Here is a 13,977-nt window from a genome sequence, read left to right on the forward strand (position 1 = left end):
CCGGGGTTTTGTGTGGGGCGGGGCCCCCCCCCCCGGGCCCCCCCCGGGGGGGGGGGGGGGGGGGGGGGGGGCCCCCCCCCCCCCCCCCCCCCCGCCGCCGTTGTCGGTGGCAGCGGATAGCCTGGCGTGAAGTCGAAGATCACCGAGGGGAGGGGCGCGTGCGGGTACTCGGAGTGGACCCCGGACTGACGCGATGCGGTGTGGGCGTCGTCGAGGGGGTCGCGGGCCGGCCGCTCACCATGGTGGACGTCGGTGTCGTACGGACGCCCGTGGACGCCGAGTTGGGACAGCGCCTCGTCGCCATCGAGCAGGGCATCGAGCAGTGGCTGGACGAGCACCGGCCCGAAGTCGTCGCCGTGGAGCGGGTGTTCAGCCAGCACAACGTACGGACCGTGATGGGCACGGCCCAGGCCAGCGCCGTCGCCATGCTGTGCGCCGCCCGCCGGGGTCTCCCCGTCGCCCTGCACACCCCCAGCGAGGTCAAGGCCGCGGTCACCGGCAGCGGCCGCGCCGACAAGGCCCAGGTCGGCGCGATGGTCACCCGCCTCCTCCGGCTCGACGCACCCCCGAAGCCGGCCGACGCCGCCGACGCCCTCGCGCTCGCCATCTGCCACATCTGGCGCGCCCCCGCCCAGAACAGACTCCAGCAGGCCGTCGCCCTGCACGCCGCCAAGGCATCCTCGGCGTCCCAGGCATCCCCGGCATCATCGAAAGGCCGTCTCGCATGATCGCGTTCGTCAGCGGCCCGGTCGCCGCCCTCGCTCCCGACTCCGCGGTGGTCGAGGTGGGCGGGATCGGCATCGCCGTCCAGTGCACCCCCAACACGCTCTCCGGGCTGCGCATGGGCAAGCAGGCCAAGCTCGCCACGTCCCTGGTGGTGCGGGAGGACTCGCTCACCCTGTACGGCTTCGTGGACGACGACGAGCGCCAGGTCTTCGAGCTGCTGCAGACCGCGAGCGGAGTCGGCCCCCGGCTCGCCCAGGCCATGCTGGCCGTGCACAGCCCCGACGCCCTGCGGCGCGCCATCGCCACCGGTGACGAGAAGGCGCTCACCGCCGTCCCGGGCATCGGCAGGAAGGGGGCCCAGAAGCTGCTGCTCGAGCTGAAGGACCGCCTGGGGGAGCCGATCGGCGCACCCGTGGTCGGCGCCCCCGTCACCCAGGGCTGGCGCGACCAGCTGCACGCCGCGCTGATCGGTCTCGGATACGCCACCCGCGAGGCCGACGAGGCCGTCTCCGCCGTGGCACCGCAGGCGGAGGCCGCCGGGGGCACGCCCCAGGTCGGCCAGCTGCTCAAGGCGGCCCTGCAGACCCTCAACCGCGCCCGCTGACCCACCTGCGCCACGCCAGCTAGGAGATCTCAGTGAACTGGGACGACCCGACCGACGCCCCCGCCCCCGAGCGGCTCGTCGGTGCGTCCGCCGACCACGAGGACCAGGCCGTCGAGGCCGCCCTGCGCCCCAAGGACCTGGACGAGTTCATCGGCCAGGAGAAGGTCCGCGAGCAGCTCGACCTCGTCCTGCGCGCCGCACGCGCGCGTGGCGCCACCGCCGACCACGTGCTGCTCTCCGGCGCCCCGGGCCTGGGCAAGACCACCCTGTCCATGATCATCGCGGCCGAGATGGGCGCCCCGATCCGCATCACCAGCGGCCCGGCCATCCAGCACGCGGGCGACCTGGCCGCGATCCTCTCCTCCCTCCAGGAGGGCGAGGTCCTCTTCCTCGACGAGATCCACCGCATGTCCCGGCCAGCCGAGGAGATGCTGTACATGGCGATGGAGGACTTCCGGGTCGACGTGATCGTCGGCAAGGGCCCCGGCGCCACCGCCATCCCGCTCGAGCTGCCCCCGTTCACGATGGTCGGCGCCACCACACGCGCGGGCCTGCTGCCGCCCCCGCTGCGCGACCGCTTCGGCTTCACCGCGCACATGGAGTTCTACGAGCCGGCCGAGCTGGAGCGCGTCATCCACCGCTCCGCGAACCTGCTCGACGTCGAGATCCGAGGCGACGGTGCGGCGGAGATCGCCGGCCGCTCCCGCGGGACGCCCCGTATCGCCAACCGCCTGCTGCGCCGGGTGCGCGACTACGCCCAGGTCAAGGCCGACGGCATCATCACGAGAGAGATCGCGGCGGCCGCTCTCGCGGTGTACGAGGTCGACGCCCGCGGCCTGGACCGCCTCGACCGGGGTGTCCTGGAGGCGCTGCTCAAGCTGTTCGGCGGCGGTCCGGTGGGCCTGTCCACGCTCGCGGTCGCGGTAGGGGAGGAGCGCGAGACGGTCGAGGAGGTGGCCGAGCCGTTCCTCGTCCGGGAGGGTCTGCTCGCCCGGACCCCGCGCGGACGGGTCGCCACTCCGGCGGCCTGGGCGCATCTCGGCCTCACTCCGCCCCGCTCGTCCACTGCGGGAAACGGACAAGGGGACCTGTTCGGGACGTGATGGCATCGTGACGGCGCGGGCATTGGCCGGGCCAGGAACCCAGGTGCCATGCTGAACGTTGTTCCCTGCGCGCGGACTCGCTTAGACTCCGCCGATGCCGTCGTTGTCGGCGGTATACATACCCCCATCCATGAGGCCGCTCTCCATCGCGGTCGTGCGAAGGAAAATCCGTCCCGTGAATAACATCGGCATGCTCCTCCCCTTCATCGTGCTCATCGGGGCCATGTTCCTCATGACCCGCTCGGCCAAGCGCAAGCAGTCGCAGGCCGCACAGATGCGCAACGAGTTGCAGCCCGGCAGCGGCGTCCGCACGATCGGGGGCATGTACGCGACGGTCAAGGAGGTCAACGAGGACACGGTCCTCCTCGACGCCGGTCCGGGCGTCGAACTCCTCTTCGGGAAGAACGCCATCGGTTCCGTGCTCAGCGACGACGAGTACAACCGCATCGTGCACGGCATCGAGCACGACCTGAAGTCCGACACCGACGTGGTCCCGGACGACGCCTCCTCCCTCACCGAGACCGACGACTCCGCCGACGAAGCTGCCGCCTCCGACGACAAGTCCGTCGACTTCGGCAAGAAGGACGCGCCCGAGGAGCCGGCCGACGACACCGCGCCCGCCGAGGCCACGTCGGCCGCCGAGGCCAAGTCGGACGCAGAGCCGAAGAAGACCGACGGCGACTCCGAGGCGAAGTAGAAGGTGCTCCAGGGCGCGCGGGTCAGCACCGCGCGCGCTGGAACACGTACAGCTCGCAGCGGATCCCGACACATGTCATGGCCACCCGCCCCTGACCCGGCGCAGGGTGGCCCGAGAGGGAGTACGAGAAGGTGGCAGCACCTAAGAGGGGCCGGAGCGGGAGCGCCCAGAGCAAGCCGTGGCGACCGCTGGCCCTCATCCTGATCGCCATCGTGGCGCTCACCGGGGGAATGTTCGCCTCCGGGCACACCACTCCGCGTCTCGGCATCGACCTGGCCGGCGGCACGAGCATCACGCTCCGGGCGGTTGCCGAGCCGGGCCAGGCGTCCGCGATCAACAAGACCAACATGAACACCGCGGTCGACATCATGAACCGCCGTGTCAATGGTCTTGGTGTCTCGGAGGCCGAGGTTCAGACCCAGGGCGACAAGAACATCATCGTCAACATCCCCAAGGGCACGAACTCCAAGGAAGCGCGGCAGCAGGTGGGCACGACCGCCAAGCTGTACTTCCGCCCGGTGCTCGCCACCGAGGTCTCCGGCGGCGCCGCGACGGCCACTCCGTCGCCGAGCGCCTCCAGCAGCGCCTCGGACAAGGCCACCGGCAAGGCGACCTCGTCCTCCTCCGCGACGCCGACGGCGTCCGCCACGTCACAGGGCCGCCCCGTCACCGACGGTCTCAAGGCCGACTCGACGCCGAGCGCCTCCGCGAGCCCCAAGGCATCCTCCAGCGCCTCGCCGTCCGCGAGCAGCAGCGCCTCCGCCTCGACCAGCAAGCTCGAGGCGCAGTACGCCGCCCTGGACTGCACCAAGAAGTCCGTCCGCGCCACGGCCGGCAAGGGCACCAAGCCCACCGACACCGTCGTCGCCTGCGGTCAGAACTCGCAGAAGCAGTGGCAGAAGTACATCCTCGGCCCCGCCCAGGTCGACGGCACCGACGTCAAGAAGGCGCAGGCCGTCTTCAACACGCAGACCGCCGCCGGCTGGACCGTCACCATGGACTTCACGTCCAAGGGCGCCAAGAAGTTCGCCGACGTCACCGGCAAGCTGGCTCAGAACCAGTCCCCGCAGAACCAGTTCGCGATCGTCCTCGACGGCGACGTCGTCTCCGACCCCTACGTGCGGCAGGCGCTGACCGGCGGCAACGCTGAGATCTCCGGCAGCTTCAACCAGGAAGAGGCCCAGAGCCTCGCCAACATGCTGTCGTACGGCGCCCTCCCGCTGTCCTTCAAGGAGGACAGCGTCACCACGGTGACCGCCGCGCTCGGCGGTGAGCAGCTGCACGCCGGTCTGATCGCCGGCGCGATCGGCCTCGCCCTGGTCATCATCTACCTGCTGATCTTCTACCGCGGTCTGTCGGTCATCGCCATCCCCTCGCTGCTGGTCTCCGCGATCCTGACCTACGTGATCATGTCGCTGCTCGGCCCGACCATCGGCTTCGCGCTGAACCTGCCGGCCGTCTGCGGTGCGATCGTGGCGATCGGTATCACGGCGGACTCGTTCATCGTGTTCTTCGAACGCATCCGGGACGAGATCCGCGAGGGCCGCTCGCTGCGCCCGTCCGTCGAGCGTGCATGGCCGCGCGCCCGGCGCACCATCCTGGTCTCCGACTTCGTGTCGTTCCTCGCCGCGGCGGTGCTGTTCATCGTCACCGTCGGCAAGGTCCAGGGCTTCGCGTTCACGCTGGGTCTGACCACCGTGCTCGACGTGGTCGTCGTCTTCCTGTTCACCAAGCCGCTCATGACGCTGCTGGCCCGCCGCAAGTTCTTCGCGAACGGCCACAAGTGGTCCGGCCTGGATCCGAAGGCACTCGGCGCCAAGCCACCCCTGCGCCGTACCCGCCGTCCCGCCCGCCCTGCCGGCCCCGTCGACCCGAAGGAGGCCTGAGATGTCGAAACTCGGCAGCCTCGGCGCCCGACTGCACCGCGGCGAGGTCGGCTACGACTTCGTCGGCAAGCGCAAGATCTGGTACGGCATCTCGATCCTGATCACCATCACGGCCATCCTGGGCCTGGCGGTGCGCGGCCTGAACATGGGCATCGAGTTCCAGGGCGGCGCCGTCTTCACCACACCGAAGCACATGAGCGCCTCGGTCACCCAGGCCGAGTCGTTCGCGACGGACGCCTCCGGGCACGACGCGGTCGTCCAGAAGCTCGGCGACGGCAGCCTGCGCATCCAGATCGCCGGCATCGACACCGGCAAGTCCGACGCGATCAAGGAAAAGCTCGCCGGCGACCTGAAGATCAACTCGGAGACCATCAACGCCGACCTGGTCGGCCCCAGCTGGGGTGACCAGATCGCCAACAAGGCCTGGGAGGGCCTGGCGATCTTCATGGTCCTCGTGGTGATCTACCTGGCGATCGCCTTCGAGTGGCGGATGGCCCTTGCCGCGCTCGTCGCCCTGATCCACGACATCACCATCACCACCGGCATCTACGCCCTCGTCGGCTTCGAGGTCACGCCGGGCACGGTGATCGGTCTGCTGACGATCCTCGGTTACTCGCTCTACGACACGGTCGTCGTCTTCGACAGCCTCAAGGAGCAGACGAAGGACATCACCAAGCAGACCCGCTGGACCTACAGCGACGTCGCCAACCGGTCGATCAACAGCACCCTGGTGCGCTCCATCAACACCACCGTGGTCGCGCTCCTGCCGGTCGCGGGCCTGCTGTTCATCGGTGGCGGCTTCCTCGGCGCCGGCATGCTCAACGACATCTCGCTGTCGCTGTTCGTCGGCCTCGCGGCCGGTGCGTACTCCTCGATCTTCATCGCCACGCCGCTCGTCGCCGACCTCAAGGAGCGCGAGCCGCAGATGAAGGCGCTCAGGAAGCGCGTCCTCGCCAAGCGGGCGCAGGCCGCGGCGCAGGGCGAGCCGGAGGAGCCGGAGTACGTGGACGAGACGGAGGACGAGCCCGAGGACGCCGCTCCCGCGGTCGTCGGCCCGCGCGGCCAGGCCGGGGCCCGCAACCAGCCCTCGTCCCGCAACCGCGGCCGCGGCCGCCCCTCGGGGAAGCGCCGATGACCGACCTGGCAGACATCTCGACGCTGCTCCTCAGCCGCATCCGCGATGTGGCCGACTACCCGGAGCCGGGTGTGATGTTCAAGGACATCACCCCGCTCCTGGCGGACCCGGCCGCCTTCTCGGCGCTCACCGACGCGCTCGCCGAGATCGCCGACCGCACCGGCGCCACCAAGGTCGTCGGCCTGGAGGCCCGGGGCTTCATCCTCGGTGCCCCGGTCGCCGTCCGCGCCGGTCTCGGCTTCATCCCCGTACGCAAGGCGGGCAAGCTCCCCGGAGCCACCCTCGGCCAGACGTACGAGCTGGAGTACGGCTCCGCGGAGATCGAGGTGCACGCCGAGGACCTGTCCGGCGACGACCGCATCCTGATCGTCGACGACGTCCTCGCCACCGGCGGCACCGCCGAGGCCTCGATCCAGCTGATCCGCCGCGCGGGCGCCGAGGTCGCGGGCCTCGCGGTCCTGATGGAGCTGGGCTTCCTCGGCGGCCGCGCCCGCCTGGAACCGGCCCTCGGCGACGCCCCGCTGGACGCGCTGCTGGTGGTCTGACAGCGCCGGTACGCACGGTATGCGACGAGAACGGCCGTCCCGGCCTGTCCGGGGCGGCCGTTCTCGTCGGGAATGCCGCCGAGAGCCCGTCGTGTTTGCAGGGTAGACGGGCCTCACATCGGCCTGAAGGCGATCCTGGGGCGCAGGATCGCTACCATGGGGTCTCCGGAACCTGACCGGGGGACCCGGATCGCGCACGAGGAGTCCTCTTGCCAGACGAGGCCCAGCACCTGACGGCCGCCAAGCCCGAGTCGGCCTCGGCAGCCACGGCCAAGCCCGCGCCGAACACGCCGCACGCGAAGAACGACGCCGGCGGGCCGGTCGAGCACGCCCAGTCCGCACCCGTCGACAAGTCGGCCGAGCAGTCGCGCCCGAAGCCCTCCCCCGCTCCCGACTCCGCTCGAGCGGGGGGACCCCCATCTGCCGAGAACCCCGCGTCCTCGCAGCCCGCGGTCCGCCCGAACACCGGCCAGCCGCCGGCCCGCTCCGGCTCCTCCAACCGCGTCCGCGCCCGCCTCGCCCGGCTCGGCGTCCAGCGCTCCAACCCGTACAACCCGGTGCTGGAGCCGCTGCTGCGGATAGTGCGCAGCAACGACCCGAAGATCGAGACCGCGACGCTGCGGCAGATAGAGAACGCCTACCAGGTCGCCGAGCGCTGGCACCGCGGCCAGAAGCGCAAGAGCGGCGACCCGTACATCACGCACCCGCTCGCCGTCACCACCATCCTCGCCGAGCTCGGTATGGATCCGGCCACGCTGATGGCGGGCCTGCTGCACGACACCGTCGAGGACACCGAGTACGGCCTGGAGCAGCTCCGCCGCGACTTCGGCGACTCGGTCGCCCTCCTCGTGGACGGCGTCACCAAGCTGGACAAGGTCAAGTTCGGCGAGGCCGCGCAGGCCGAGACCGTGCGCAAGATGGTCGTGGCCATGGCCAAGGACCCGCGCGTCCTGGTCATCAAGCTCGCCGACCGCCTGCACAACATGCGCACCATGCGCTACCTCAAGCGCGAGAAGCAGGAGAAGAAGGCGCGCGAGACCCTCGAGATCTACGCGCCGCTCGCCCACCGCCTGGGCATGAACACCATCAAGTGGGAGCTGGAGGATCTCGCCTTCGCGATCCTCTACCCCAAGATGTACGACGAGATCGTCCGGCTGGTGGCCGAGCGGGCACCCAAGCGTGACGAGTACCTGGCCATAGTGACCGACGAGGTCCAGCAGGACCTGAGGGCGGCCCGCATCAAGGCGACCGTCACCGGCCGCCCGAAGCACTACTACAGCGTCTACCAGAAGATGATCGTCCGCGGCCGTGACTTCGCGGAGATCTACGACCTGGTGGGCATCCGTGTCCTGGTCGACACGGTCCGCGACTGCTACGCCGCCCTCGGCACCGTGCACGCGCGATGGAACCCGGTCCCCGGCCGGTTCAAGGACTACATCGCGATGCCCAAGTTCAACATGTACCAGTCGCTGCACACGACGGTCATCGGCCCCAACGGCAAGCCGGTCGAGCTCCAGATCCGCACCTTCGACATGCACCGCCGCGCCGAGTACGGCATCGCCGCGCACTGGAAGTACAAGCAGGAGGCCGTCGCCGGCGCCTCCAAGGTGCGTACCGACGTGCCCAAGGCCGGCAAGGGCAAGGACGACCACCTCAACGACATGGCGTGGCTGCGCCAGCTGCTCGACTGGCAGAAGGAGACCGAGGACCCGGGCGAGTTCCTGGAGTCCCTGCGTTTCGACCTGTCGCGCAACGAGGTCTTCGTCTTCACCCCCAAGGGCGACGTCATCGCGCTCCCGGCCGGGGCCACCCCGGTCGACTTCGCCTACGCGGTCCACACCGAGGTCGGCCACCGGACCATAGGAGCACGGGTCAACGGCCGCCTCGTGCCGCTCGAATCAACCCTGGACAACGGCGACTTGGTGGAGGTCTTCACCTCCAAGGCGGCCGGCGCCGGCCCGTCCCGCGACTGGCTCGGCTTCGTCAAGTCACCGCGGGCCCGCAACAAGATCCGGGCCTGGTTCTCCAAGGAGCGCCGCGACGAGGCGATCGAGCAGGGCAAGGACGCCATCGTCCGCGCCATGCGCAAGCAGAACCTGCCGATCCAGCGCATCCTGACCGGCGACTCGCTGGTCACGCTCGCACACGAGATGCGCTACGCCGACATCTCGGCGCTCTACGCGGCGATCGGCGAGGGCCATGTCTCCGCGCAGAACATCGTGCAGAAACTGGTCCAGGCGCTCGGCGGCGAGGAGGCGGCCACCGAGGAGATCGACGAGTCGGTCCCGCCGACCCGCAGCCGCAGCCGCAAGCGCCGCTCCAGCGCCGACCCGGGCGTCGTCGTCAAGGGCGTGGACGACGTGTGGGTCAAGCTGGCCCGGTGCTGTACGCCGGTCCCGGGCGACCCCATCATCGGCTTCGTCACGCGCGGCAGCGGCGTATCGGTTCACCGCAGCGACTGCGTGAACGTGGAGTCGCTGTCCCGCGAGCCCGAGCGCATCCTCGAGGTCGAGTGGGCGCCGACCCAGTCCTCGGTCTTCCTGGTCGCCATCCAGGTCGAGGCGCTGGACCGCTCCCGGCTGCTGTCGGACGTCACGCGCGTCCTGTCCGACCAGCACGTCAACATCCTCTCCGCGGCCGTGCAGACCTCCCGCGACCGCGTGGCCACCTCCCGCTTCACCTTCGAGATGGGCGACCCGAAGCATCTCGGTCACGTCCTGAAGGCGGTCCGGGGCGTGGAGGGCGTGTACGACGTCTACCGCGTGACCTCGGCGCGCAGCAGGTCGTAGCGGAGCCGTACCCGGCCGTACGCACGAGAAGGGGCCCGTACCGCGAGGTACGGGCCCCTTCCACTTCTGGCGGCGACGGTGTCAGCCGCCGAACTCCTGCAGGCCCTTCAGCGCCTGGTCCAGCAGGGCCTGGCGGCCCTCCAGCTCCCGCTCGAGCTTGTCGGCCCTGGCGTTGTTGCCCTGGGCGCGTGCCTGCTCGATCTGGCCCCGCAGCTTGTCCACGGCCGCCTGGAGCTGCCCGGTCAGCCCCTCGGCACGCGCGCGTGCCTCCGGGTTCGTCCGGCGCCACTCGGTCTCCTCGGCCTCCTGGATGGCCCGCTCCACGGCGTGCATCCGGCCCTCGACCTTCGGGCGGGAGTCCCGCGGCACGTGGCCGATGGCCTCCCAGCGTTCGTTGACCGAGCGGAAGGCGGCGCGAGCCGCCTTCAGGTCCGTCACCGGGAGGATCTTCTCGGCCTCCTCGGCCAGTTCCTCCTTCAGTTTCAGGTTCTCGGACTGCTCGGCGTCCCGCTCGGCGAAGACCGAGCTGCGGGCCGCGAAGAAGATGTCCTGGGCGCCGCGGAAGCGGTTCCACAGGTCGTCCTCGTGCTCGCGCTGGGCACGGCCTGCGGCCTTCCACTCCGCCATCAGCTCGCGGTAGCGCGCCGCGGTCGGACCCCACTCCGTGGAGCCGGACAGCGCCTCGGCCTCCGAGACCAGCCGCTCCTTGATCTTGCGGGCGTCCTCGCGCTGCGCGTCCAGCGCGGCGAAGTGGGCCTTGCGCCGCTTGGAGAACGCCGAGCGGGCGTGCGAGAAGCGGTGCCACAGCTCGTCGTCCGACTTGCGGTCCAGGCGCGGCAGGCTCTTCCAGGTGTCCACCAGTGCCCGCAGCCGCTCGCCGGCCGCCCGCCACTGGTCGGACTGCGCCAGCTGCTCCGCCTCGACGACCAGGTCCTCCTTGGCGTGCCGCGCCTGGTCGGACTGCTTCGCGCGCTGCTGCTTGCGCTCCTCGCGGCGTGCCTCGACGGTCTCGACCAGCTTGTCCAGACGGGTCCGCAGGGCGGCCAGGTCGCCGACCGCGTGGTGGGCGTCGACCTGTTCCCGGATGTGATCGATGGCGGCCTGCGCGTCCTTCGCGGACAGGTCGGTGGTCTTCACTCGCTTCTCGAGGAGGCCGATCTCGACAACCAGGCCCTCGTACTTGCGCTCGAAGTAGGCCAGCGCCTCCTCAGGGGAGCCGGCCTGCCAGGATCCGACGACCTGCTCGCCGTCGGCCGTACGCACGTACACGGTCCCCGCCTCGTCGACGCGTCCCCACGGGTCGCTGCTCACAGCGCCTCCTCCACATGATGCCTGCGGGGGGCCTCAGCACCCCCGGGCATCGTCCACAGTTTCGTCACGGCCAACATAGGCGACCGGCGGGTGACCTGTCCGCATCCCGCGCGACCGAAATTTCGCACTTGACGGTCAGGACTTCGTGACCGTCGCCTTGTTGATCACCACGGTCGCGTTGGGTGCCGTGTTGCCGGTCGTGGGGTCGGCCGCGGCGGCCCCCGCGGCGGCGATCTTCTTGAGGACCTTCATGCCGTCCTTGGAGATCGTGCCGAACGGGGTGTAGTCGGGCGGCAGCGGACTGTCCTGGTAGACGAGGAAGAACTGGCTGCCGCCGGTGTTGCGGCCCTTCTTCGTCTGGGCGTTGTACTGGTTGGCCATGGCGACCGTGCCCGCCGGGTACACGTTGCCCTTGAGGCTCTTGTCCTTGAGGTTCTCGTCCGGGATGGTGTAGCCCGGTCCGCCGGTGCCGGTGGCCGTCGGGTCACCGCACTGCAGCACGTAGATCCCCTGGGGAACCAGCCGGTGGCACTTGGTGTGGTCCAAGTAGCCCTTGCTGACAAGGAAGTTGAAGGAGTTGACGGTGTGGGGCGCCGCCGACGCCTTCAGGTCGATGCCTATGTCACCGCAGGTCGTGGCGAGGTTCATCGTGTACTTCGCCGACTTGTCGATGGTGACCGCCGGCTCCTTCTTCCAGCTGAGCTTCTTCACGGAACCCTTGGCCGGCTTGGCGCACGGATCCGGCGCCTTGCTGGTCGCGGCCGCGCTCGGGGTGGTCTGCGAGCTCGCGTTGGCCTTGTCGTCCTTCTTGCCGCCCTTGAAGGGCCCGGTCGTGTAGAGGACCACGCTGCCGATCACGATCACGCCGAGCGCCGACGCGATCACCGAATTGCGCATCTTGGCCTTGCGCCGCGCGGCCGTACGCCGCTGCTGCTGGCGCAGGAACTTCTCCCGGGCGAGCTGGCGCTTCCGCTGTTCCTGGGTGACCACCGGGTTCTCTCCTCATGCGTCTCGTACGTCGACCGGTACGCGTGCGTCCTGTGAGCCGACCGCCCGCGTGTGCCCCGTACCGTATATGGGTTCGCTGAGGATTCGGCAGCGCCGGTAGGCTCTGACAGCAGCTGAAGCCACCTGTAATCGACACAACGAAGGACGATCGTGCTCATTGCCGGGTTCCCCGCCGGGGCCTGGGGGACGAACTGTTATCTCGTCGCCCCCGCCGCCGGCGAGGAGTGCGTGATCATCGACCCGGGCCACCAGGCCGCCCAAGGCGTCGAGGAAGCGCTGAAGAAGCATCGGCTCAAGCCCGTCGCCGTCGTCCTGACCCACGGTCACATCGACCATGTGGCCTCGGTCGTCCCGGTGTGCGGCGCGCACGACGTACCGGCGTGGATCCACCCCGAGGACCGCTACATGATGGCGGACCCGGAGAAGGCGCTCGGCCGCTCCATCGGCATGCCGCTGATGGGCGAGCTGACCGTGGGGGAGCCCGACGACGTCAAGGAGCTCGCCGACGGCGCGCGGCTGGCGCTCGCCGGCCTGGAGTTCTCCGTCGCGCACGCGCCCGGCCATACCAAGGGGTCGGTGACGTTCCAGATGCCCGAGACGACCGAGATCCCCTCGGTCTTCTTCTCCGGGGATCTGCTCTTCGCCGGCTCCATCGGACGCACCGACCTGCCCGGCGGTGACATGGCCGAGATGCTCGACTCGCTGACCCGCGTGTGCCTGCCGCTCGAGGACTCGACCGTAGTGCTGTCCGGCCACGGCCCCCAGACGACCATCGGCCAGGAGCGCGCCACCAACCCGTATCTGCGGCAAGCGGCCGCAGGCCCCCAAGATCACGGTGTGAACACCGATGCCGCTCCCCGACGAGGAATGTGACGAGACCTTCCGTGAGCACCTTCAAGGCCCCCAAGGGCACGTACGACCTGATCCCGCCGGACAGCGCCAAGTACCTGGCCGTCCGCGAGGCGATCGCCGCGCCCCTGCGCAACTCCGGCTACGGCTACATCGAGACGCCCGGATTCGAGAACGTCGAGCTCTTCGCGCGCGGTGTCGGTGAGTCCACCGACATCGTGACCAAGGAGATGTACGCCTTCGAGACCAAGGGCGGCGACAGGCTGGCGCTGCGCCCCGAAGGCACGGCGTCCGTGCTGCGCGCGACGCTGGAGGCCAACCTGCACAAGGCGGGCAACCTGCCGGTCAAGCTCTGGTACTCGGGCTCCTACTACCGATACGAGCGCCCCCAGAAGGGCCGCTACAGGCACTTCTCGCAGGTCGGCGCCGAGGCGATCGGTGCCGAGGACCCGGCGCTCGACGCCGAGCTGATCATCCTGGCCGACCAGGCGTACCGCTCGCTGGGCCTGCGCGACTTCCGCATCCTGCTCAACAGCCTGGGCGACAAGGAGTGCCGTCCCGTCTACCGGGCCGCGCTGCAGGACTTCCTGCGCGGCCTCGACCTGGACGAGGACACGCTGCGCCGTGCGGAGATCAACCCGCTGCGCGTCCTGGACGACAAGCGGGAGGCGGTCCAGAAGCAGCTGGGCGACGCCCCGCTCCTGCGTGACTACCTCTGCGACGGCTGCAAGGCGTACCACGAGGAGGTCCGCGAGCTGATCACGGCGGCGGGCGTGGCCTTCGAGGACGACGCCAGGCTGGTGCGCGGCCTCGACTACTACACCCGTACCACCTTCGAGTTCGTCCACGACGGTCTGGGCTCGCAGTCCGCGGTGGGCGGCGGCGGGCGCTATGACGGCCTGTCGGAGATGATCGGCGGCCCCGCGCTCCCGTCCGTCGGCTGGGCCCTCGGCGTGGACCGTACGGTCCTGGCGCTGGAGGCGGAGGGCGTCGAGCTCGAACTCCCCTCCACGACCAGCGTGTTCGCGGTGCCGCTGGGCGAGGAGGCACGGCGTGTGCTGTTCGCCAAGGTGACCGAACTGCGCAAGCTCGGCATCGCGGCCGACTTCTCCTACGGCGCGAAGGGCCTCAAGGGCGCCATGAAGAACGCCAACCGCAGCGGCGCCCGCTACACGGTCGTCGCCGGCGAACGCGACCTCGCCGAGGGCGTCGTCCAGCTCAAGGACATGGAGTCCGGCGAGCAGACGGCGGTCGGCGTGAACGAGATCGTGGCGGAGCTGGAGTCGAGGCTGGGCTGAGCCCGGTGGAGTGAGGGGGCTGCGGT

General features: G+C 70.1%; 12 protein-coding genes. 10 read left to right on the forward strand and 2 right to left on the reverse strand.

Annotated features, from left to right (window positions below; all coding sequences use genetic code 11):
* Nucleotides 1–158 precede the first annotated feature (158 nt).
* The 8 genes from ruvC (at nucleotide 159) to ACIBN2_RS24675 (ending at nucleotide 9,485) form a co-directional block, all read left to right on the forward strand.
* The gene (ruvC, locus tag ACIBN2_RS24640) at nucleotides 159–728 is read left to right on the forward strand and encodes a crossover junction endodeoxyribonuclease RuvC (RefSeq protein ID WP_399137235.1); all 570 of its coding nucleotides are present in this window, start codon (nucleotides 159–161) and stop codon (nucleotides 726–728) included.
* Entirely contained in the window at nucleotides 725–1,330 is a 606-nt protein-coding gene (gene ruvA / locus ACIBN2_RS24645) for a Holliday junction branch migration protein RuvA (protein ID WP_399137236.1), read from the forward strand. The genes ruvC and ruvA overlap by 4 nt, the downstream gene beginning before the upstream one ends.
* A gap of 32 nt (nucleotides 1,331–1,362) precedes the next feature.
* Nucleotides 1,363–2,433, forward strand: a complete 1,071-nt coding sequence (ruvB, locus tag ACIBN2_RS24650; RefSeq protein WP_399137237.1) for a Holliday junction branch migration DNA helicase RuvB — start codon at nucleotides 1,363–1,365, stop codon at nucleotides 2,431–2,433.
* A gap of 190 nt (nucleotides 2,434–2,623) precedes the next feature.
* Nucleotides 2,624–3,130, forward strand: coding sequence for a preprotein translocase subunit YajC (gene yajC / locus ACIBN2_RS24655; protein WP_399137467.1), 507 nt, complete (start codon nucleotides 2,624–2,626; stop codon nucleotides 3,128–3,130).
* A 131-nt stretch (nucleotides 3,131–3,261) separates the two neighbouring features.
* Nucleotides 3,262–5,016, forward strand: coding sequence for a protein translocase subunit SecD (gene secD, locus ACIBN2_RS24660; protein ID WP_399137239.1), 1,755 nt, complete (start codon nucleotides 3,262–3,264; stop codon nucleotides 5,014–5,016).
* Between the two features lies 1 nt (nucleotide 5,017).
* Nucleotides 5,018–6,151, forward strand: a complete 1,134-nt coding sequence (gene secF / locus ACIBN2_RS24665) for a protein translocase subunit SecF (RefSeq protein WP_399137240.1) — start codon at nucleotides 5,018–5,020, stop codon at nucleotides 6,149–6,151.
* Entirely contained in the window at nucleotides 6,148–6,696 is a 549-nt protein-coding gene (locus ACIBN2_RS24670; protein ID WP_399137242.1) for an adenine phosphoribosyltransferase, read from the forward strand. The genes secF and ACIBN2_RS24670 overlap by 4 nt, the downstream gene beginning before the upstream one ends.
* A 209-nt stretch (nucleotides 6,697–6,905) precedes the next feature.
* Nucleotides 6,906–9,485: a RelA/SpoT family protein gene (locus tag ACIBN2_RS24675; RefSeq protein ID WP_399137243.1), complete on the forward strand. Its 2,580-nt coding sequence runs from the start codon at nucleotides 6,906–6,908 to the stop codon at nucleotides 9,483–9,485.
* 81 nt (nucleotides 9,486–9,566) lie between these two features.
* Here ACIBN2_RS24675 and ACIBN2_RS24680 read toward each other — a convergent pair whose 3' ends face one another.
* Together ACIBN2_RS24680 and ACIBN2_RS24685 are read right to left on the reverse strand one after the other, a co-directional pair.
* Complete coding sequence (locus ACIBN2_RS24680) at nucleotides 9,567–10,796, reverse strand: DUF349 domain-containing protein (protein ID WP_399137244.1); 1,230 nt, start codon at nucleotides 10,794–10,796, stop codon at nucleotides 9,567–9,569.
* 135 nt (nucleotides 10,797–10,931) lie between these two features.
* On the reverse strand, nucleotides 10,932–11,786 hold the full coding sequence (locus tag ACIBN2_RS24685; RefSeq protein WP_399137246.1) for a peptidylprolyl isomerase: 855 nt from the start codon (nucleotides 11,784–11,786) through the stop codon (nucleotides 10,932–10,934).
* Between the two features lie 168 nt (nucleotides 11,787–11,954).
* On the opposite strand from ACIBN2_RS24685, the gene ACIBN2_RS24690 reads away from it, so the two are divergent.
* Together ACIBN2_RS24690 and hisS are read left to right on the forward strand one after the other, a co-directional pair.
* Complete coding sequence (locus ACIBN2_RS24690) at nucleotides 11,955–12,677, forward strand: MBL fold metallo-hydrolase (RefSeq protein ID WP_399137247.1); 723 nt, start codon at nucleotides 11,955–11,957, stop codon at nucleotides 12,675–12,677.
* Nucleotides 12,678–12,688: 11 nt separating this feature from the next.
* Nucleotides 12,689–13,951: a histidine--tRNA ligase gene (gene hisS, locus ACIBN2_RS24695; protein WP_399137249.1), complete on the forward strand. Its 1,263-nt coding sequence runs from the start codon at nucleotides 12,689–12,691 to the stop codon at nucleotides 13,949–13,951.
* The last annotated feature ends 26 nt before the right edge of the window (nucleotides 13,952–13,977 follow it).

It is taken from the genome of Streptomyces sp. NPDC050534 (genome assembly GCF_044457745.1).
Lineage (GTDB): Bacteria > Actinomycetota > Actinomycetes > Streptomycetales > Streptomycetaceae > Streptomyces.

Bases quoted from the DNA above. Each gene is read 5' to 3' on its own strand.
- ruvA (WP_399137236.1), top strand. From the start codon at position 725: ATGATCGCGTTCGTCAGCGGCCCGGTCGCCGCCCTCGCTCCCGACTCC.
- ACIBN2_RS24670 (WP_399137242.1), top strand. From the start codon at position 6,148: ATGACCGACCTGGCAGACATCTCGACGCTGCTCCTCAGCCGCATCCGC.
- secF (WP_399137240.1), top strand. From the start codon at position 5,018: ATGTCGAAACTCGGCAGCCTCGGCGCCCGACTGCACCGCGGCGAGGTC.
- yajC (WP_399137467.1), top strand. From the start codon at position 2,624: ATGCTCCTCCCCTTCATCGTGCTCATCGGGGCCATGTTCCTCATGACC.